Origin of the sequence: Salipiger sp. IMCC34102 (genome assembly GCF_004145405.1) — a bacterium.
In the GTDB taxonomy this organism is placed as follows: Bacteria; Pseudomonadota; Alphaproteobacteria; order Rhodobacterales; family Rhodobacteraceae; genus Loktanella.
The window spans coordinates 25,494-44,158 of the sequence record NZ_SELQ01000004.1; the positions used below are offsets into that span (position 1 = coordinate 25,494).

The 18,665-nt window shown below is 64.4% G+C and carries 17 protein-coding genes and 1 tRNA gene; 7 read left to right on the forward strand and 11 right to left on the reverse strand.

Annotated elements, in window-relative coordinates:
* The first annotated feature begins 16 nt into the window (after positions 1-16).
* The 3 genes from EU805_RS09695 to EU805_RS09705 are packed head-to-tail and all read left to right on the forward strand — an operon-like array spanning position 17 to position 2,924.
* Complete coding sequence (locus tag EU805_RS09695) at positions 17-1,051, forward strand: TRAP transporter substrate-binding protein (protein WP_129763778.1); 1,035 nt, start codon at positions 17-19, stop codon at positions 1,049-1,051.
* The gene (locus tag EU805_RS09700; protein WP_129763779.1) at positions 1,051-1,602 is read left to right on the forward strand and encodes a TRAP transporter small permease; all 552 of its coding nucleotides are present in this window, start codon (positions 1,051-1,053) and stop codon (positions 1,600-1,602) included. The genes EU805_RS09695 and EU805_RS09700 overlap by 1 nt, the downstream gene beginning before the upstream one ends.
* On the forward strand, positions 1,602-2,924 hold the full coding sequence (locus EU805_RS09705) for a TRAP transporter large permease (RefSeq protein ID WP_129763780.1): 1,323 nt from the start codon (positions 1,602-1,604) through the stop codon (positions 2,922-2,924). The genes EU805_RS09700 and EU805_RS09705 overlap by 1 nt, the downstream gene beginning before the upstream one ends.
* Positions 2,925-3,088: 164 nt before the next feature.
* Here the strand turns inward: EU805_RS09705 and EU805_RS09710 are convergent, their stop codons facing one another.
* The 8 genes from EU805_RS09710 to EU805_RS09740 all read right to left on the reverse strand — a co-directional run bounded on the left by EU805_RS09710 (position 3,089) and on the right by EU805_RS09740 (position 10,948).
* The gene (locus EU805_RS09710; protein WP_129763781.1) at positions 3,089-3,562 is read right to left on the reverse strand and encodes a cyclic GMP-AMP synthase DncV-like nucleotidyltransferase; all 474 of its coding nucleotides are present in this window, start codon (positions 3,560-3,562) and stop codon (positions 3,089-3,091) included.
* A 369-nt stretch (positions 3,563-3,931) separates the two neighbouring features.
* Positions 3,932-5,317 carry an IS1182 family transposase gene (locus tag EU805_RS09715; RefSeq protein WP_129764084.1) on the reverse strand — a complete coding sequence of 462 codons (1,386 nt, stop codon included), beginning with the start codon at positions 5,315-5,317 and terminating at the stop codon, positions 3,932-3,934.
* 89 nt (positions 5,318-5,406) lie between these two features.
* Entirely contained in the window at positions 5,407-7,173 is a 1,767-nt protein-coding gene (locus tag EU805_RS09720) for a hypothetical protein (protein ID WP_129763782.1), read from the reverse strand.
* Positions 7,174-7,196: 23 nt separating this feature from the next.
* A complete protein-coding gene (locus EU805_RS17935) occupies positions 7,197-7,451 on the reverse strand; it encodes a DUF6538 domain-containing protein (protein WP_370318191.1) in 255 nt (84 codons plus the stop codon).
* A gap of 162 nt (positions 7,452-7,613) precedes the next feature.
* A tRNA-Gln gene (locus EU805_RS09725) sits at positions 7,614-7,688 on the reverse strand.
* An 83-nt stretch (positions 7,689-7,771) separates the two neighbouring features.
* Positions 7,772-8,605, reverse strand: coding sequence for a 3-deoxy-8-phosphooctulonate synthase (kdsA, locus tag EU805_RS09730; protein WP_129763783.1), 834 nt, complete (start codon positions 8,603-8,605; stop codon positions 7,772-7,774).
* Entirely contained in the window at positions 8,605-10,311 is a 1,707-nt protein-coding gene (locus EU805_RS09735; RefSeq protein WP_129763784.1) for a capsule biosynthesis protein, read from the reverse strand. Before EU805_RS09735 ends, kdsA begins: the two co-directional genes overlap by 1 nt.
* On the reverse strand, positions 10,289-10,948 hold the full coding sequence (locus tag EU805_RS09740; protein WP_129763785.1) for an ABC transporter ATP-binding protein: 660 nt from the start codon (positions 10,946-10,948) through the stop codon (positions 10,289-10,291). Before EU805_RS09740 ends, EU805_RS09735 begins: the two co-directional genes overlap by 23 nt.
* Positions 10,949-11,186: 238 nt before the next feature.
* Between EU805_RS09740 and EU805_RS09745 the strand changes: the two genes are divergently transcribed.
* Together EU805_RS09745 and EU805_RS09750 are read left to right on the forward strand one after the other, a co-directional pair.
* Positions 11,187-11,768, forward strand: coding sequence for a uracil-DNA glycosylase family protein (locus tag EU805_RS09745; protein WP_129763786.1), 582 nt, complete (start codon positions 11,187-11,189; stop codon positions 11,766-11,768).
* Complete coding sequence (locus EU805_RS09750; protein WP_129763787.1) at positions 11,765-12,553, forward strand: SseB family protein; 789 nt, start codon at positions 11,765-11,767, stop codon at positions 12,551-12,553. Before EU805_RS09745 ends, EU805_RS09750 begins: the two co-directional genes overlap by 4 nt.
* A gap of 95 nt (positions 12,554-12,648) precedes the next feature.
* On the opposite strand, the gene EU805_RS09755 is transcribed toward EU805_RS09750, so the two are convergent.
* The 3 genes from EU805_RS09755 to EU805_RS09765 are packed head-to-tail and all read right to left on the reverse strand — an operon-like array spanning position 12,649 to position 15,492.
* Positions 12,649-14,169 (reverse strand): cryptochrome/photolyase family protein, encoded by a 1,521-nt coding sequence (locus EU805_RS09755; protein ID WP_129763788.1) that lies wholly within the window; start codon positions 14,167-14,169, stop codon positions 12,649-12,651.
* Positions 14,163-14,816: an SDR family oxidoreductase gene (locus EU805_RS09760; RefSeq protein ID WP_129763789.1), complete on the reverse strand. Its 654-nt coding sequence runs from the start codon at positions 14,814-14,816 to the stop codon at positions 14,163-14,165. Before EU805_RS09760 ends, EU805_RS09755 begins: the two co-directional genes overlap by 7 nt.
* Positions 14,806-15,492, reverse strand: coding sequence for an SDR family oxidoreductase (locus EU805_RS09765; RefSeq protein WP_129763790.1), 687 nt, complete (start codon positions 15,490-15,492; stop codon positions 14,806-14,808). The genes EU805_RS09760 and EU805_RS09765 overlap by 11 nt, the downstream gene beginning before the upstream one ends.
* A gap of 307 nt (positions 15,493-15,799) precedes the next feature.
* On the opposite strand from EU805_RS09765, the gene EU805_RS09770 reads away from it, so the two are divergent.
* Together EU805_RS09770 and EU805_RS09775 are read left to right on the forward strand one after the other, a co-directional pair.
* The gene (locus EU805_RS09770) at positions 15,800-17,359 is read left to right on the forward strand and encodes a 2-isopropylmalate synthase (RefSeq protein ID WP_129763791.1); all 1,560 of its coding nucleotides are present in this window, start codon (positions 15,800-15,802) and stop codon (positions 17,357-17,359) included.
* 249 nt (positions 17,360-17,608) lie between these two features.
* Positions 17,609-18,646, forward strand: coding sequence for a rod shape-determining protein (locus EU805_RS09775; protein ID WP_129763792.1), 1,038 nt, complete (start codon positions 17,609-17,611; stop codon positions 18,644-18,646).
* Positions 18,647-18,665 lie beyond the last annotated feature (19 nt).

Here is an 18,665-nt window from a genome sequence, read left to right on the forward strand (position 1 = left end):
TTCCAGGGAGGAACCTATGACACTTATCAAGACACTCGCGGCCGCCGGAATCGCGGCGCAGGTCGCGACCTCGGCTGTCGCGCAGGAGGACGCGCGAGTTCTGACCATCGCGTCCTGGGCCGGGCCCAACCACTCGGTCAACGCCGATATGTGGCCGGCCTTCATCGACATGATCGAAGAGGCTACCGACGGCGCGCTCACCGCCGAGGTGAAGCTGAACCTCGTCCCGCCGCCCGCAATGGCGGACTTCGTGCTCGACGGGGGGGCGGATATCACGTTCATCTTCCACGGCTACAACGCGGGCCGGTTCGTCGTGCCGCAGCTTGTCGAGCTGCCGGGCGTCGAGGGCAACGCGGAAGCGGCATCGGCGGCCTACTGGCGCGTCTGGGAGGAACACCTCGAAGCGGCCGGCGAGCAGGAGGAATTCAAGACGATCGCCATGTTCCAGCACAGCCCGGCGCAGCTTCATCTGGCCGATCCGATTGACGCGCTGGCCGAGATCGACGGCATGAAGATCCGCGCGCCCGGCGGCGTGGGGTCAATGGCGATCGAAGGGCTGGGCGGTGTCGGCATCCAGGTGCCCGCCACCAAGGTTTACGAAACCCTGTCGGCGGGTGCTGCGGATGCCGTCAGCATGAACCCCGACGGGCGCATCGGCTACAACCTCGACGAAGTGGCGCCGGTCATGTTCGAGATGCCCGGCGGGCTCTACCGCGGGTCTTTCGCGGCGCTCATGTCGCGCGACACCTGGGAGAGCCTCGACCCCGATATACAGACCGCGCTGGATGAAGAGGTCTTCGGCGAGCCCATGTCGCGGATGTTCGGTCGCATGTGGGATGCCTCCGACACGGTGGCAATCGAGCGGACCCGCGCGGCAGGCAACCCGATCGTGCAGGCGACCGAAGCCGATATCGACCACTTCGCCCCCATCGTGGAGGACATCACCCAACGGGTGCTGGAAGACGTCGCAGCGCGCGGTGTCGATGCGCAAGCAGCCAAGGCGATGTTCGATGCCGAAGTGGCCGAGGTCATGGCTGAAATCGCACCCTGATGCGAGCGACCATCGCGCGCGCGGTCCATGCGACCGCGCGCCTTCCCCTGTGGATCGCGGCGGCGTCGCTCTTCGCCATGATGGCACTGACATTTGCCGACGTGATCCTGCGGTCATTCGCGAATGCCCCAATCCCCGGCGCCGCCGAGGTGACCGAGATCCTGCTGGCGGCAACCGTCTTTGCCGCCTTGCCCGCGACGTCCCTCTGGGGGCGTCACATCGCTGTCGATCTGTTCGATGGCTACCTCTTTGCGCGCAGGCGTGACGGCCTGGTGAACCTGATCTTCGGGATCCTGCTGTTCTGGCCGGTGGCCAAGTGCCTCGAAAGCGCCAGCCGGACCATGGGTTACGGCGAGGTGACGCTTTACCTGCGCGTTCCAGTGGGGTGGATTCTTTATTTCATCGCCGTCGCTCTGGCGCTGTCGGCGGCGGCGATGGTCCTGCGCGGGGTGTTTATCCTGTTCGTGCCCCGGATCGATCCCGACCTCGGCTCCCGGGGCGTGACGGACGCCGGCGCAACCGATACCACCACTCGGGAAGGATCCTTCTAATGACGCTTGCGTTGCTGGGCTTCGGTGCCGTTCTTTTGCTGGTGTTCGCGCGGGTGCCCATCGCGCTGGCGATGGGGCTCGTGGGCCTGGTGGGCTACGGGATGGAAACCTCGATGTCCGCTTCGGTGTCCATGACGGCCCGGCTGATCACGGATTCCGCGCGGGATTACGGGCTGTCGGTGGTGCCGCTTTTCGTGCTGATGGGGCTGTTCGTGAACCAGTCGGGCATGAGCCGCGAGATCTACCGCGCGGCCCATGCCTTCCTCGGGCATTGGCGCGGGGGGCTGGCGATGGCCACGATCGCGGCCTGCGGGGTCTTCGCCGCGATCTCGGGCTCGTCGCTTGCCACCGCCGCCACCATGAGCCGGGTCGCCATGCCCGAGATGCGCCGGTTCGGGTATTCCGACGGGCTGGCTACGGCCTCCATTGCGGCGGGGGGCACCTTGGGGATCCTCATTCCGCCTTCGGTCATCCTGATCATCTACGGGCTGCTGACGCAGACCTCGATCGCCTCGCTGTTCCTGGCGGGGCTGGTGCCGGGGTTGCTGGGTATCCTGTTCTATCTGGCCGCCGTCGCCTTCGTCGTCTGGCGCAAGCCCGACAGCGGCCCGCGCGGGGAGCGCCAGGACTGGCGGGCGCGCCTATCGGCCCTGCGGGGCGTGGGGGCGGTGATCGGCCTTTTCGTCTTCGTCATCGGTGGTCTTTACGGCGTGCTGGATTTCTGGCCGATCAACCTGAGTTTCTCGCCCACCGAGGCCGCGGGCATGGGCGCGATGGGCACGTTCTTCATAGCGCTCTGGCGGCGCAAGTTGCCCTGGCCCGCGCTGAAGGTCGCCCTGGCGGAGACCTGCGTCACCACGGCAGGACTATTCGCGATCCTGATCGGCGCCTGGATTTTCTCGAACTTCGTGAACATCGTGGGGCTGCCCGAGGCGCTCGTCGCACTTGTGACTGGCAACGACATTCCGCCGATGGCGGTCATGGCGATCATCCTGCTGATCTACATCGCGCTTGGCTGCGTGTTCGAGAGCCTGTCGATGATGGTGCTCACGGTGCCGGTCTTCTTTCCGGTCATCAGTCAGTTGGGCTTCGATCCGGTCTGGTTCGGCATCGTGGTCGTCGTGGTGACTGAGATCAGCCTCATCACCCCGCCGGTCGGCCTGAACGTCTTCATCATGCGCTCGGTCGTGGGGGATGTCTCGACCGCGACGATCTTCCGCGGGGTCACGCCGTTCTGGATCGCGGATATCTTCCGGCTTGCGCTGATCGTCCTGTTGCCCGCGCTGGTCCTGTTCCTGCCGGATCTGTTGAACCCGCTCTGAGCGGACCAGTCCGTCCCGGCATTGCCACCGGGGCGGGGCAGGAGGCCGGTTTCACGGGCGAGCCGGCAGCTACGGTCCCGCGCTGAAACACAATGCTGTCGCCGCTCGAGTTCGAGCGGCAGCAGAAACTGAGGCACGAAGGCGTCTAAGAAACTCGGGGCTATTCAATCAGTGAACTCGAACGGCTCACTGCGGATAAGTTGGTTGTGCCGATGGTGGCAAATATTGATTTCGCAATCTTTATCGGCAACCTCAATTATCGGCATCAAATCGATCTTCTTGTCGCCGGCGTAGTCGATTGTAACACAGACATCCGAGAGACGTGACTTGCTTTTGTATTTAGAATTGGCCCAAAGCACACGGCGGAGGTCCAGCAGATAGTCTTTGGGCTCCCATTCACTGTTCTCGGCAACCATCATCACGACGTCAGCATCAAATTCTTGTCCGCTCAATGGGCGAGCAATCGTTCCATGTGCAAGTGAGCCCTGCCTCTTAAAAAAGCGAATCCTTGTGCCGTAGTCGGATTTGAGAATGTGGTTTTGAATTGCGCTGATGCTTGTGTCGAGTGAGTCCAGGCGATCCTGGTCGATGTTTACGACGCCCTTTAGGAAGTCCTCGAAGTATGAATTGTGCTCCACAGTTAGTCCTTGGTTGATTCCTCTCGGCCAATCCATTCCGGCCAGACGCTACATTTTTGTTTTGGGTAAGGATAAGGTCTCACGAAGTAGACCGAGTCGGCGACCCAGTTGACCTGCGAGCCTAAAGGTCCGAATCCACTTCGCGGTAAAGGCTGCGCGAAGCTATTTGCAATCGATCTCTTTCTTTTCTCACACCATCCGTGATTTTCAGGCTTGGCACGAAAATCTTCGGAATACGTTCCACAGTAGTCGGAAAGCAGCTGTGCTTGTAATCGCAGCGAAAGTCGGCTGTCCGCCCATTTTGTGGAAAAAGGCTCGTTTGCGAGCGCAGAATATCAACGGCTTAACGTGGCGCGAGCGCCTTTTCCGTCAGGCATTTCGCCTTTGCTGCGGTGCAGGAAGGATCTTCGCCAGTTTCCTGAGGTTCTGGGCGGTGGCGGCGAGGAGGAATTCGCCGTTGGCGCCGCACGGGCCGCGTAATCGAAGCCGTCCAAGGCCAAGGATGCGCTTGAGGTGGGCGAACAGCATCTCGACCTTCTTTCGGAGCTTGGATGAGACCGCGTATTGGTACGTTTTTCGGATTGCGCGGGCGATGTCCCGGGCGTCTTCGTGCTCTTCGCGAGTGATCTTGCGCGCATCGGCTTTCGGGCAGCATTTGGGGTTTGATGGGCAGGCTTGGCAGGTGTGTTTGAGACCCTGGTATGCGGCAACGCCTTTGCCAGTCGGGCCACGCTTGGGATCGGAGTAGTTCCGACGGAACTGTTTTGGGACTTCGCCCTCGGGGCAGATGTATTGGTTGTTCTCGGCGTCCCACTCGAAGTCGGATCGAGACCAGGTGCCATCAGTGCGCCCACCCTTGTCGATGACCGGTATGTGTGGGGCGATCTTTCGATCCACCAGCCAGCCCAGCATCGGGCCCGACCCGTAGGCGGTGTCTGCGATCAGGCGTTCCGGATGCAGGTCGAACTTCTCTTTGACGCGCTTCAACATGATCTTCGTCGATCCCACCTCCGCTTGCCGGATAGACCGTGTCGCTTCCACGTCCACGATGACCCCGTAGTCTGTGTCGATCAGGTAGTTGTCGGAGTAGCTGAAGAACGCTGGTCCTTTACGAGCCGCGGTCCATTGGCTGGCCGGGTCAGAATGCGAGGTGAACTTGGGCTGCACTTCGCTGGCGGCGCCGAACGCAGCTTCATCCAGAGTGTCGAGATACTCACGAACCGCGCGAGACGCATCAGCTACGTCAATGGTGGATGCGTCCCAGTCCTCCTTCGGCGTCGAGTTCTGCCTGTTGGCATCCGCTTCGATCAAGCTGGCGTCGATTGCCATACGCTGACCGCTGACCAGGCCTCCCTCTATGCAGCGCGAGACGGTCGTCTCAAACAGATGCCGCAGCAGTTCGCTGTCACGAAACCGACCATGTCGGTTCTTGGATAAGGTCGAATGGTCCGGGACGCGGTCACTGAGATCGAACCGGCAGAACCACCGATACGCCAGGTTTAGATGCACTTCTTCGCACAGCCGCCGCTCCGATCGGATGCCGAAGCAATAGCCGACCGGCAGCATCCGGATCAGCAGCTCAGGATCGACCGAGGGACGCCCGGTATGGCTGTAGAAATCTGCAAGATGGGCGCGAATGCCGCTCAGATCGACGAACCGGTCGATGGATCGAAGCAGGTGATCTTGCGGGACGTGATCCTCCAGCGAGAACTCGTAGAACAGCGCTGGTTGCGCCTCCTGCCGCGGTCCCATCATCGCCATTCCTCCCACCCCACGCAGGACTTGAATCAGCAGGGTGCCCATCGATCAAGCGAGAGTTTTTCAACGGAATACGCCGTTATACCTCAAGATCCTACCTTCGCGAGGCACGGGAGCAGCTTGACGACTTCGAAGAGCGGGCCAAGAGGTTTTTCTTCTCGACGGTAAGTCGCTTCGTTTACGTCGATAGGCTGATGTCCCAAGAGATCCCTCCGGTCGGTATCGTTGACCAGCTTCGTCATCCCGTCCGCGGCTCTCAAATTCAGCAGCGTATCGTTGACGTAGTGGCGGAGACTGTGAAACGTATATCTCTCAGGATTGCCATCCAGGGCTCTGGTCAGGCACTCGCGCCAGATGTGGTCGAGACCGTCGCCGAACTTTTCGTTGTAAATGGCCGTGGCATGTTCGGAGATACTTTCAGGTGCGCGGCTGCGTGCCGGGATTGCTTCGGGGAAAAGAGCGATCGCACCTCTGTCTCGTGCCGATTCAACGAAATCAAGAAAGCCGAGCTCCAGAATTTGTGGGTGAAGTGGGATGCGCCGCTTGCAATGAACTTTTTTCAACCCACGAAGATGATTGGGGCGAATGTAGACATATGGAATACCGCCTTCTGCGAGGACATCCATTGCCAGCAAGCCCGCGATCTCGCCGCGCCTCGCGCCGGTTAATGCAAGAATGAGATTGATCCAATAGTGATGGTCCTTGAACACCTGCTGGCCGGGCTGATGGCGGCGCAACTTATTTTTGCAGCCCGACCAGAGAGGATGCGCAAAGAGTCGCTGGACGTCGGTCTCGGTAAAGACCGCGCGCTTTTCGGCTTCGGTTCTGGGGTCCTGCGGAACAAGGCCCGCGATTCGCAAGAGAAACGGGACGTGATGCCCCTCCCGCCTTGCGTAGGTCATGACGGATTTCAGGGCCGTGACATGCCGCTCGATCGACGCCGCCGCCAGGCCGATCTTTGCATCGCTGGTTGATACGTTGATCTCTCGAAGCTCCTTGAAAGTCAGAGACTGTTCGCGAGGTGCCTTCCAGTATGTCTTCGGAAGTTCGTCTCGCAGGATCCGCGCAAAGCTTTCGATGTGGTGCGTTCGGATATCGGTCACGAGTTGGACCCCTGTCGTATAGATGAACAGCGCCACACTTTTCAGCTTCTGGTCTTTCGAGCCCTGACGCGAGGTCTGTTTGCGGCACATCCGGACAGCGGTCCCGAACAGATCCTGCCCGTAGATTCGCTCAACTTTCACTTGGTCGGCGATGCCGGAGAAAGCTTCATCCACGGGCTGCGAAAGTGCCGCATCTCGCTGGGCATAGAGTGTCTTTGCGGTGATACGACCCGTGATCAGCGCGACACCGGGGGTCAGGAGAGGGGAGGCCGTATCGACTTGCCCGAGGTGTGCCAGGCCTTCCGGTTCTTGAACCGCAACCTCTTCCGACGATGGTTTATTCTCGGCGTCAGGTGCCGGGTTGCCAAGGCGGATCTTCCGAAGCATCGCTTCCGCTTCATGGCACGCGGTCTCGGCCTGCTGTGCCGGGATCGCGGCGACCGCTTCGTGGGCGGCCATACGTGCCTTCACGGCAGCCCAGCGAAGTTCAAGCGTCTCCAGTTCCGTCGGATCGAGGTGCGGCGTCATCTCCTTCGCTCGATTGACGACCTCAGCGGTGAACTCGGAAGACTTGAACAACTCGAAGAGGTCTTTCTGGATCTTGCAGGCTTCGCGCCACTCGGTCTTGGGAAGAGCTCTTATTTGATCGAATGGCATGTGCTCACGCAGTCCATTCTCGACCAGGCTGCGCAGGGCATGGACCTCCAGCCTCTGAGTGCGCGCGCGCTCGGACGTCAGGGATCCGTCCATGAACTCGCGCTGTCGCTGCGCCGTCAGCGACGTGAGATACCGGCGCAGCTCGGCCTTGAAGAAGGCCGGAACGTCCGCGAGGGCAGGTCGATATGCAGTCTGGCGTCGAGCATCTGGTCCATGTGGGCGGTCAATCGCATGCACAATTTACAGGCCAGCCGCCGATCTGTCGTCCCGAGGGAGACCAGTATCGGTGATAACTCGGTGGATAACTCCGGTAACCTTCTGCGAAAAAAGAAGATTTCTCGCCTTTGGGTCAGATAGAGAACGCTCTGCATCGTGACCTCCGCTGGGTCACCGCAACAGGGAGTGATGAAGCGAACAGCGGATCCTCGAACGGTCACGTGTGACCATCCGTGTAAACAGCTGTGTAACCTTCTCTCAGGGCTCCTCAGCGGAAAACCCTAAAGTCGTGATCTAAAAAATCTTTTTCGGGAGGTTGGCTGGGGTGGTAGGATTCGAACCTACGATACACGGTACCAAAAACCGATGCCTTACCGCTTGGCTACACCCCAACGCGAGGGATCGAATAGAAGAAACCGGAGGGGGCTTCAAGCCCCGGTCGATGCATTTTCCAGCTTATTTCCGGCAGGATCGATCAGACGCGCAGGGGGTCTGCCTTCGCCAGCCGGTCGAAGTCCATCAGGCTGCGCACCAGGGCGGGCATCCGGTCGAGCGGGATCATGTTCGGGCCGTCGGAGGGGGCGGTGTCGGGGGTCTCGTGCGTCTCGATGAAGACCGCGGCGATCCCCAGCGAGACGGCGGCGCGGGCCATGACCGGGGCGAACTCGCGTTGCCCGCCGCTGGATCCGCCCTGGCCACCCGGCTGCTGCACCGAATGGGTCGCGTCCATGACCACCGGGTAGCCGGTCCGTGCCATCGTGGGCAGCGACCGCATGTCCGCCACCAGCGTGTTGTAGCCGAAGGAGGATCCGCGCTCGGTCAGCAGGATCCGGGTGTTGCCGGTGCTTTCGATCTTGTCGATCACGTTGGGCATGTCCCAGGGGGCCAGGAACTGGCCTTTCTTGACGTTGATGACGGCGCCGGTCTCTCCGGCGGCGATCAGCAGATCGGTCTGGCGGCACAGGAACGCCGGGATCTGCATGATGTCCACGACCTGCGCCGTCGGGGCGCATTGATCGGCGGTGTGGATGTCCGTCAGCACGGGACAGCCGATCCGGTCCTTGACCGCCTGCAGCACGGCCAGCCCTTCGTCGATGCCCAGGCCGCGCCTGCCCGACAGCGAGGTCCGGTTCGCCTTGTCGAAGCTGCCCTTGAAGACGAACTGCGCGCCCGCCGCGGCGCAGGCCTGCGCCATCGTCTCGGCGATCATGACGGCGTGCTCGACCCCTTCGAGCTGGCAGGGCCCGGCGATGACCGTCAAGGGCCGGTCGTTGGAGACGGTGAGGGATCCGATGGAGACGTCGTGCATCAGCTGGTGACCTGTTCGCGAAGGATGGAAGCCGTGATCGAGATCATCAGGTAGATCCCCGAGAAGATCAGGAAAGCGAGGATCGTGTTCTCGAAGGCCTTTGGATAGGTCGCCTCGTCCGGGGCGACGGGTTCGACGCCCATCGAGAGGTAGCGGACCTGGCGGTTCGCCTCGATCCGGGCGGTCTCCATCTGGGTGAGCGCCTGCTGGGCGAGGGCGGTCTGGAAGGTGTAATCCTCTTCGGCCAGGCGCAGTTCCGTGTTGCGCGCGGCGAGGCTGGTGCCGGCGTCGTCGGCGGTCGTCATCTGCTGGCGCAGATCCGCGATCAGGCTTTCGATGTTGGCGATCTGGCTTTCCAGCGCGTTCACCTGCGCTTCGTTCGGGCGGCGCACGGAGAGGCGTTCCTGCAAGGTCAACGTAAGGCGCTGGCGCTCGGATTCGAGTTCGCTGATCTGGGCGGTGCGGGCCTGGGTTTCGCCGATCGGGTCGATCTGCTGGACCTGCTCCTGGATCTCCAGCCAGTTCTGCAGCGCCTCCGAGCGGGCGGTCTCGGCCAGGAGGTAGCTTTCGCGCGCGCCCGACATCTGGTCCTCGCGCAAGCGCTGGGTGAGCTGGTCGACCTGTTCCTCGGCGTAGTTGATGAGCGCGTTGGAGAATTCCTGGCTGACCTCGGGCGAGGCGGCGATGACCTTCATCCGCAGGATGCCTTCGGTGGGATCGTAGCTGATCTTCACCCGCTCCTGGTAGACGTTGTAGGCGGCCTCGTTCGAGGCGTTCTCGGGCAGGCGCTGGATCGGGTCGATCTGCGGCGCGGAGAAATGCTCCTTGAAGTCGTGGTCCGCGTCGAGGCGCACCATGGCGGCACGTGACTGCAGGTAGGATTGCACCGTGATGCTGTCCTGCTGCGTGGCCATCGAGGTGCCCTGGAACATGCCGCCCAGCCCGCCCGCGGCACTGGCGGGTTCGGCCTGCTGGATCACGAATTCCGAATCGGTCGCGTACATCGGGGTGGCGATGTTGTAGTAGTAATACCCCACCAGGAACGTCGGCAGGACCACGAAGACCGCCAGCCGCGTGAACATCAGGACGGCGCGCCGCCGCCGCCGGCGCGCCATGTCGGTCCGGATCTTCGTCAGCTCGCTCATCCGGCGGGTGCCGGGATCTGCCACCTCGGTCGACGGCAGGTTCGGCAGGTTGACCTGGGTCTGCGGCAGCTGCGACCGCGATTGCGGCACGGTCTGGACCGCGCCACGGGCCGCCCCCCTGGTCGTCGTGAGGGCCGTGCCGGTCTGCGCGGGCTGGTCGAGGACCGTCGATTGCGAGAACGGATCGATCCCCGCCAGGCGCAACTGCCGGACCGCGTCGTAATCCGACGTGACCGCCATGCCCTGTTTCTGCGCGACCCTCCGCGCCATGCGCAACTGGCGTCCGGTCAGAGCCTCGCGCCGGATGCTGTCGATATCGGTGAGCCCCGCGTCGCCCTTCGCCGCCGCTGCCGTGTCGGGCGTCGAGGGGGCCGTGCCTGCAGGCGTCTCGGGGCCTTGCGGCCGCTTGGCGGGGGACTGGGACTGCGGGGAGGGTGTGGCCGCGCGTTCTCCTGCGTCATTCGCCACGGAGGCGTCCTCGTAGGTCGCGTCGGTCTTGTCGGCGGACACCTCCGACGGGCGGCGGATCCGGAATTTCTTAGCTGTCGGCTTCGTAGTCATAAAGCTGCTTGGCCTCTTCCAGGGTCTCGAACATGTAAATCTGGCCATCGCGCAGGACCGCGGCGGAACGGGCGAACCGCTCCAGCGTGGCGGCCTGGTGGCTTACGATGATGACGGTGGTGGAGTCGAGCCGTTCGCGCAGGATCTCTCCGGCCTTGCGGTTGAACTCGGCGTCGGTGGTGGAGGGCATGCCCTCGTCGATGAGGTAGATGTCGAAATCGAGCGCCAGCAGCAGCGAGAAGGTCAGCCGGCTGCGCATGCCCGCGCTGTAGGTGCCCACGGGCATGTCGAAGTATTCGGCGATGCCGCAAAGCCAGCGGCAGAAGGATTCGACGTAATCGGGATCGAGGCCGTAGAGCCGCGCGATGTAGCGCACGTTCTCGCGGCCCGTATGCTTGTTGACCACGCCGCCCATGAACCCCAGAGGAAACGAGATCCGGCAGGTCCGCAGGATGGTCCCCTCGTCGGGTTTTTCCAGCCCGGCCATCATGTTGATCAAGGTCGTCTTGCCGGTGCCGTTCGGGGCGAGGATGCCCAGCGAGTTGCCCAGTTCCACGCGGAACGACGCCCGGTCAAGGATGACCTTGCGCTGCTTGCCCGTCCAGAAGGACTTGCTGACCGCGTTGAATTCGAGCATCTGGCCTGTATGCCTCCTGCGCCGCGCGCGGCCCTGCCCCGCGCGATCGCGGGCGCGGGCAGTCATCCTGCGGCCTTTGCGCCTACCTGCCCGGAAATTACGGCCAAAGACAGGCGTTTCCTGCACTATTTTCGTAAGTGTGATGCGCACTTCGGCCCTGATCGGGGGCCCGGCGGACCCGGTCCGGTCGTGGCCGCGGTCCTTGCGTGCGAGGGTGTGCGGGCTTAGCTGGACCTTCATGAGCCTTCGGACAGAGATCGCCGCCTGCCGCATCTGCGCGGAGCGTTTCGCCGCCACCGCGACCCGTCACCAGCCGCGTCCCGTGGTCTGGTTCAAGGGGCCGCCCCGCATGCTGATCGCAAGCCAGGCCCCCGGCGCGCGGGTGCACGAGGCGCAGACGCCGTTCTGGGACCGCTCGGGCGATCGCCTGCGCGACTGGCTGGGGGTCAGCCAGGACGAATTCTACGACCGCGACCGGGTGGCGATCGTGCCGATGGCTTTCTGCTTTCCGGGCTACGACGCCAAGGGCAGCGACCTCGCCCCGCCGCGGATCTGTGCCGCGACGTGGCGCGACCGGGCGATGTCGGCGCTGGGGGAGGTCCCGCTGACCTTGCTGATCGGCGCCTATGCGCAGACCTGGCACCTGGGCGGCAAGGTCTCCGTCACGCAGCGTGTGATGGACTGGCGCGATCACGCGCCCGCGGTCTTTCCCTTGCCACATCCGTCCTGGCGCAATACCGCGTGGCTGAACCGCAATCCCTGGTTCGAAACGGAACTGCTGCCCGTGCTGAAGGCCCGGGTGCGAGAGGTTTTGGCATGAGCGAGACGACCCTCGACCGATCCCACGCCGCGATGGAGGCCGCCCCCGGCGACGATACCCTGCGCCTGCGGTTCTACGAGGATCTGTGCGACAGCGACATCTTCATCCTTCTGGACGGAGAGCCCGAAGGCGACACGGTGCGGCCCGCGACCCTGCGCATCGAGGACGTGGACTACGTGCTGTGCTTCGACACCGAAGACCGCCTGACGGCCTTCACGAAGCGCGAGGCACCCTACGCCAGCTTGCCGGGGCGCGCGCTGGTGCAGATGATGGCGGGGCAGGGGGCGGGCCTCGGCGTGAACCTGAAAGTCGCGCCCTCGGCCATGCTGATCCCGCCCGACGGGGTGGAGTGGCTGATCGGCACGCTGTCCCACGCGCCCGAACAGACCGAGGCGCGGCTGGTCGGGATCTCGCGCCCCACGGGCCTGCCCGAAAGCGTGTTCGATGCGCTGGACCGGAAGCTGTCGAAGACCGCGGGCCTGGCCGAGACCGCCTGGCTCGTCGCCGCTGAATACGAGGACGGGGCCAAGGGGCACGTGCTGGGCTTCGTCGGCGCGGAGGAAAGCGCGCAGGCCGCCCTGGCGCACGCCGCTGGCGAGGCTCTGACCTTCTCGGGCATCGATGCGGGCGTCATGGACGTGGTCTTCGTCGGCGCGGGCGACGAGATGGCGAAGCGGCTGGAACGGGTCGGGCTGCGCTTCGATCTGCCGAAGTTCGTCCGGGCGACGCCCGAGGTGCCGGTGGCACCGGGCAGCGATCCGACCATGCCGCCGAAATTGCGGTGAGGGCGGGTGGGCCCACCCACCCCTTTTCGGGGCTCTGCCCCGGACCCCGGGATATTTCAGGCCAGAAGAAGCGGACCCACGGTGCAGCGGTTCGGTCAGACCGTTTCGCCCTTGTCCATGCGGTCGAGGAACGCGTCGGCTTCGGAGACGATCGTCTTCCGCTTGTCGGCGTCCATCCGGTCCCATGTCGAATAGACGCGGGAGATGCGGGGATTGTTCTCGAACTTGTCCCGGTGCCGGTCGAGGAAATGCCAGTAAAGCAGGTTGAAGGGGCAGGCGCCTTCACCGGTCTTCGTCGTGGCGGAGTATTCGCAATTGTCGCAATAGGTCGACATCTTCTTGATGTAGTTCGCCGAGGACACGTAAGGCTTGCTGGCGATGATGCCGCCGTCGGCGAACTGGCTCATCCCGATGACGTTGGGCGCCTCGACCCATTCGTAGGCGTCGGCGTAGACGCGCAGGTACCAGTCGTGGACCTGTGCGGGTTCGATGCCCGCGAGCAGGGCGAAGTTGCCGGTAATCATGAGCCGCTGGATGTGATGGGCGTAGGCCTCTTCCTTGGTCTGCGTCACGCATTGATGCAGGCAGTTCATCCGGGTCCGGTCCCCCCAGTAGAGACCGGGCAGGTCGCGGTCGTGGCCCAGCCCGTTGCGCCGCGTGTAGTCGGGACCTTCGCGGAAGTAGATGCCGCGGATGTACTCGCGCCAGCCGATGATCTGGCGGATGAACCCTTCGGCCGCGTTGATCGGCACGTCGCCCGCCTGCCAGGCGTCTTCCACGGCGCGGCAGACCTCCAGCGGGTCCAGCAGGCCCGCGTTAATGTAGAGGCCGACGAGGGCGTGATACATGAAGCGTTCGTCGTCGATCATCGCGTCCTGGTAGGCGCCGAAATCGGGAAGCGCCTTCTTCACCCAATGGGCAAGGTGCTGGCGCGCCTGGCCGCTGTCGGTGGCGAACCAGAAGGGACGGACGTCGCCGAAGGAATTGCCGAAGCGGCGTTCGACCAATTGCAGCACCTCCTCGATCTCGTCGTCGGGGGTGAACTGCATGGGACCGCTGTAGTCGATGCCGTCGGGGGGCGGCTTGCGGTTGTCCTCGTCGTAGTTCCACTGCCCGCCCGCCGGCTCCTCGCCGTCCATCATCAAGCCGGTCTTCTTGCGCATCTCGCGGTAGAAATACTCCATCCGCAGGGTCTTGCGTCCCTTGGCCCAGTCCTCGAACTCCTTGTGGGAGGCGATGAAGCGGTCGTCGGGCAATTGGCGTACGGTGACCGGGCAATTCTCCAGCGCCTCGATCAGGCGCCACTCGCCGGGTTCGGTGACGAGCACCTCCTTCGCATCGTGGTCCTGTGCCTTGGCCATCAGGATGCCGCAGATGCTGTCCGACCCCTCGCCCAGCTTCGTGTAATCCACCGTCCAGCCGTCATCCTTCAGCCTGCCCGCGAACTTTCGCATCGCGGCGAAGAGGAAGGCGATCTTCTTTGGGTGGTGGGCGACGTAGGAGGCCTCGTCCGCGACCTCGGCCATGACGACGATGTCGGAGGACTTGTCGGCCTCGCGCAGGGCCGAAAGGCCGGGCGAGAGCTGGTCGCCGAGGACGAGGACGAGATTCACCATGGGATGGGCTCCGCTGCGTAGTCGAAGAATTGGCCGCTGTCCGCAGGGGCAAGCCCGTCGATCACGTCGAGCAGGTTCGCGGCGGCCTCGGTGGCGGGGACGGTCTTGTGGCGGTCGGCGTAGCCTTGCGTGAAAGGGGTATCGACCGTGCCGGGGTGCAGGGCCACGACGCGGGCCTGCTTGTGGGTGCGCGCAAGCTCGATGGCGGCGCCGTGAACGATCTGGTTCAGCGCCGCCTTCGAGGCGCGGTAGGAATACCAGCCGCCGATCCGGTTGTCCCCGATGGAGCCGACCCGCGCCGAGAGCACCGCCAGCGTGGCCGCCCGGTCGCGCGGCAGCAGGTCGCCCGCGTGGCGCAGGATCAGGGCGGGGCCGAAGGTATTGACGGCGAAGACCGCCGCCATGGCATCGCGGTCGATCTCGGACAGTTTTTTCTCGGGTGCGCCCAGCGTGCCCACGGCGACGAAGACGAGGTCGAACGGGGTCTCCAGGGCGTCGAGGTGACGCGCGACGGAGGCGGGATCGGTCACGTTGAAACCGTCGGCACTGCGCGACAGGGTCGTGACCGCGTCGCCGCGGGCGCGCAACGCCTCGGCCACGGCCGCGCCTATCCCGCCGGTGCCCAGGATCAGCGCGCTAGTCGGCATAGATCATCTTGCGGGTCATGCCCCCGTCGACGGTGACGGTCTGCCCGGTCACGAAACCCGCTTCCGAAAGCCAGCGGATGGCGGCGACGATGTCCTCGACCGTGCCGGCGCGGCCCACCGGATGCTGCGCGTGGTCCTCCTCGCGCAGGTCGTCCCAGCCCTCGGTCACGATCCAGCCGGGGGCGATGGCGTTCACGCGCACCAGCGGGCCGAGGGAGATCGCAAGCGCGTGCGTCAGCGCCGCGATCCCACCCTTGGAGGCGGCGTAGGCTTCCGAGTTCGGCTCCGACATCGCGGCGCGGGTGGAGGCCATGTTGACGATCGCACCGCGGGCCGCGCGCAAAAGCGGGACGGCCGCACGGGTCACGAGGAACGCCCCCGTCAGGTGACTGTCGGTGACGCGCCGCCAGTCGGCGAGCGAGAGATCCTCGATCGGGCCGCGGTGGGGGCCCGCGATCCCGGCGTTGTTGACCAGCAGGTCGCAGGCGTCGATCCGGGCGAAGGCGTCGGAGACCTGGGCCTCGTCGCCCACGTCGCAGGTGATCCCGGTCACGTCTTCCAGGTTCACCGGGTCGACATCCAGCCCGAAGACGCGCCAGCCGCGCGCCGCAAAATCCCGCGCGATCCCGCGCCCGATGCCGGAGGCCGCTCCGGTGACGATAAGTGTCTTTGTCATGCTCCGCGACCTAGGCCACAGGATCGCGCGGTCCATCTTTCATCTGGCCGGATAAACTCCGGGGGAGGCCCGTCTCGGGCCGGGGGCAGAGCCCCAAAAGGGCGAAACGCCTCTTTTCATGTGAAACACAACCGCTATAGTGCGGCGCATGAGCGCACGCCCACATATCACCGCATCCGGCCCTTCGGCCCTGCTGCGACTGCGTGCCCTACGCCTGAACCACGTCTGAGCGTGCCTTGTCGGCGCGACCGCTCGGACAGGTCCCGCGCCGACTTTCCACAGCTTCCATTCGTTCAGGACGACATCAATGACCGACCGCGTCTATATCTTTGACACCACCTTGCGCGACGGCGAGCAATCGCCCGGCGCCACCATGACCCACGCCGAAAAGCTCGAGATCGCCCAGATGCTCGACGAGATGGGCGTCGACATCATCGAGGCGGGCTTCCCCATCGCCTCGGAAGGGGACTTCGCCGCCGTCAGCGATATCGCCCGGCTGTCCCGCAACAGCGTCATCTGCGGCCTGTCGCGCGCGAACTACAAGGATATCGACCGCTGCTGGGAGGCGGTGAAACACGCCCGCCAGCCACGGATCCACACCTTCATCGGGACGTCTCCGCTGCACCGGGCGATCCCGAACCTCGACATGGACCAGATGGCCGAGCGGATCCACGACTGCGTCACCCATGCGCGCAACCTCTGCGACAACGTGCAGTGGTCCTCGATGGATGCGACGCGCACGGAGTGGGAGTTCCTGCGTCGCACCGTCGACATCGCGATCAAGGCGGGTGCGACGACGATCAACATCCCCGACACCGTGGGGTATACGGCACCCGTGGAAAGCGCCGACCTGATCCGGCGGCTCATCGAAGAGGTCGACGGCGCCGACGAGGTGATCTTCGCCACCCACTGCCACAACGACCTCGGCATGGCGACGGCCAACAGCCTGGCCGCCGTCGAGGGGGGCGCGCGCCAGATCGAGTGCACGATCAACGGTCTGGGCGAGCGTGCGGGCAACACGGCGCTGGAAGAGGTCGTCATGGCCATGAAGGTGCGCCAGGACATCATGCCCTACAGCACCGGCGTCGACAGCACCAAGATCATGGGCATCTCGCGCCGGGTCGCCACCGTCTCGGGCTTTCCCGTGCAGTTCAACAAGGCCATCGTCGGCAAGAACGCCTTCGCGCACGAAAGCGGCATCCACCAGGACGGGATGCTCAAGAACGCCGAGACCTTCGAGATCATGCGCCCCACCGACGTGGGCCTGTCCGAAACCTCGCTCGTCATGGGCAAGCACTCGGGGCGGGCGGCGCTGCGCTCCAAGTTGGCGGAACTCGGCTACGAGCTCGCCGACAACCAGCTGTCGGACGTCTTCGTGCGGTTCAAGGAGCTCGCGGATCGCAAGAAGGAGGTCTTCGAGGACGATCTCATCGCGCTCGTGCGCCAGAATACCGCCGAGGAGGACCGGATCAGGCTGGTCTCCATGCGGGTCGTCTGCGGCACCACGGGACCCCAGACCTGCGAGATGACGCTGGAGATCGACGGCCAGGAGCAATCGGTCGAGACCACGGGCGACGGACCGGTCGACAGCGCCTTCAACGCGGTCAAGTCGCTGTTCCCGCACGAGGGGCGGCTGCAGCTCTATCAGGTGCATGCCGTGACCGAAGGCACCGATGCGCAGGCCACGGTCAGCGTGCGGCTGGAAGAGGACGGCCGGATCGCGACCGGCCAGTCGGCCGATACCGATACGGTCGTGGCCAGCACGCGGGCCTACGTCAATGCGCTCAACCGGCTGATCGTGCGGCGCGAGAAGACGATGCCCGATCACGACCGCAAGAGCGTCGATTACCGCGACGTCGGCGCCTGAGGGCCGGCCCGGACACAGGCCCGCACCGGGCGGTGGCGGATTTTCGCCGCGCCCGGTGCGGGCCGCCCGGCCTTTCCACGCAGGGCCGCGTGCGTTTGCCCGAAGTGCCACAGGCCCGTGGGCGGCAGAGGATTGCCACTTGACAGCGGGCCTTTCAATTCCCGCGCGGCCTCTTCTATAAGGCGGCAGTCCGGCGCACGTGGGAATCGTCGGGCGACCTGGACTCCGAAGGCTTCAAAGGGCACTGACATGGCATTCTGGCACGGCCTGTTTTCATCCGACATCGCGATCGACCTCGGCACGGCGAACACGCTGGTCTACGTCAAGGGCCGCGGTATCGTCCTGTCGGAGCCGTCGGTCGTGGCCTACCACGTCAAGGACGGCCAGAAGAAGGTGCTGGCCGTGGGCGAGGACGCCAAGCTGATGCTGGGCCGCACGCCGGGCAGCATCGAGGCGATCCGTCCGATGCGCGACGGCGTCATCGCCGATTTCGACACCGCCGAGGAGATGATAAAGTACTTCATCCGCAAGGTGGCCAAGCGCTCGACCTTCTCCAAGCCCAAGATCATCGTCTGCGTGCCCCATGGCGCCACCCCGGTGGAAAAACGCGCCATACGCCAGTCGGTGCTGTCGGCCGGCGCGCGTCGCGCGGGCCTGATCGCGGAGCCCATCGCGGCGGCCATCGGCGCGGGCATGCCGATCACCGATCCCACCGGCAACATGGTCGTGGACATCGGCGGCGGCACCACGGAAGTCGCGGTGCTGAGCCTGGGCGACATCGTCTACGCCCGCTCCGTCCGGGTGGGGGGCGACCGCATGGACGAGGCGATCATCAACTACCTGCGCCGCCAGCATAACCTGCTGATCGGGGAGGCCACGGCCGAGCGGATCAAGACCTCAATCGGGACCGCGCGGATGCCCGACGACGGGCGCGGATCCTCCATGCACATCCGCGGCCGCGATCTGCTGAACGGCGTGCCGAAGGAAACCGAGATCAGCCAGGCCCAGGTGGCCGAGGCGCTGGCCGAGCCGGTGCAGCAGATCTGCGAGGCGGTGATGACGGCCCTCGAGGCCACGCCGCCGGATCTGGCGGCCGATATCGTCGACCGCGGCGTGATGCTGACGGGTGGCGGCGCGCTTCTGGGCCAGCTGGATCTTGCCCTGCGCGAGCAGACGGGGCTTGCGATTTCGGTGGCCGACGAGTCACTCAATTGTGTGGCGCTGGGCACCGGCAAGGCGCTTGAGTATGAAAAACAGCTTAGTCATGTGATAGACTACGACAGCTGATCTCATCACGGGAGCCCGT

What these genes read in the sequence shown, in the direction of transcription:
- EU805_RS09695 (WP_129763778.1), top strand. Translation starts at nt 17, where the DNA reads ATGACACTTATCAAGACACTCGCGGCCGCCGGAATCGCGGCGCAGGTC.
- EU805_RS09700 (WP_129763779.1), top strand. Translation starts at nt 1,051, where the DNA reads ATGCGAGCGACCATCGCGCGCGCGGTCCATGCGACCGCGCGCCTTCCC.
- EU805_RS09705 (WP_129763780.1), top strand. Translation starts at nt 1,602, where the DNA reads ATGACGCTTGCGTTGCTGGGCTTCGGTGCCGTTCTTTTGCTGGTGTTC.
- EU805_RS09715 (WP_129764084.1), bottom strand. Translation starts at nt 5,317, where the DNA reads ATGATGGGACCGCGGCAGGAGGCGCAACCAGCGCTGTTCTACGAGTTC.
- EU805_RS09720 (WP_129763782.1), bottom strand. Translation starts at nt 7,173, where the DNA reads ATGGACGGATCCCTGACGTCCGAGCGCGCGCGCACTCAGAGGCTGGAG.
- EU805_RS17935 (WP_370318191.1), bottom strand. Translation starts at nt 7,451, where the DNA reads ATGCAGAGCGTTCTCTATCTGACCCAAAGGCGAGAAATCTTCTTTTTT.
- kdsA (WP_129763783.1), bottom strand. Translation starts at nt 8,605, where the DNA reads ATGCACGACGTCTCCATCGGATCCCTCACCGTCTCCAACGACCGGCCC.
- EU805_RS09735 (WP_129763784.1), bottom strand. Translation starts at nt 10,311, where the DNA reads ATGACTACGAAGCCGACAGCTAAGAAATTCCGGATCCGCCGCCCGTCG.
- EU805_RS09740 (WP_129763785.1), bottom strand. Translation starts at nt 10,948, where the DNA reads ATGCTCGAATTCAACGCGGTCAGCAAGTCCTTCTGGACGGGCAAGCAG.
- EU805_RS09745 (WP_129763786.1), top strand. Translation starts at nt 11,187, where the DNA reads ATGAGCCTTCGGACAGAGATCGCCGCCTGCCGCATCTGCGCGGAGCGT.
- EU805_RS09750 (WP_129763787.1), top strand. Translation starts at nt 11,765, where the DNA reads ATGAGCGAGACGACCCTCGACCGATCCCACGCCGCGATGGAGGCCGCC.
- EU805_RS09755 (WP_129763788.1), bottom strand. Translation starts at nt 14,169, where the DNA reads ATGGTGAATCTCGTCCTCGTCCTCGGCGACCAGCTCTCGCCCGGCCTT.
- EU805_RS09760 (WP_129763789.1), bottom strand. Translation starts at nt 14,816, where the DNA reads ATGCCGACTAGCGCGCTGATCCTGGGCACCGGCGGGATAGGCGCGGCC.
- EU805_RS09765 (WP_129763790.1), bottom strand. Translation starts at nt 15,492, where the DNA reads ATGACAAAGACACTTATCGTCACCGGAGCGGCCTCCGGCATCGGGCGC.
- EU805_RS09770 (WP_129763791.1), top strand. Translation starts at nt 15,800, where the DNA reads ATGACCGACCGCGTCTATATCTTTGACACCACCTTGCGCGACGGCGAG.
- EU805_RS09775 (WP_129763792.1), top strand. Translation starts at nt 17,609, where the DNA reads ATGGCATTCTGGCACGGCCTGTTTTCATCCGACATCGCGATCGACCTC.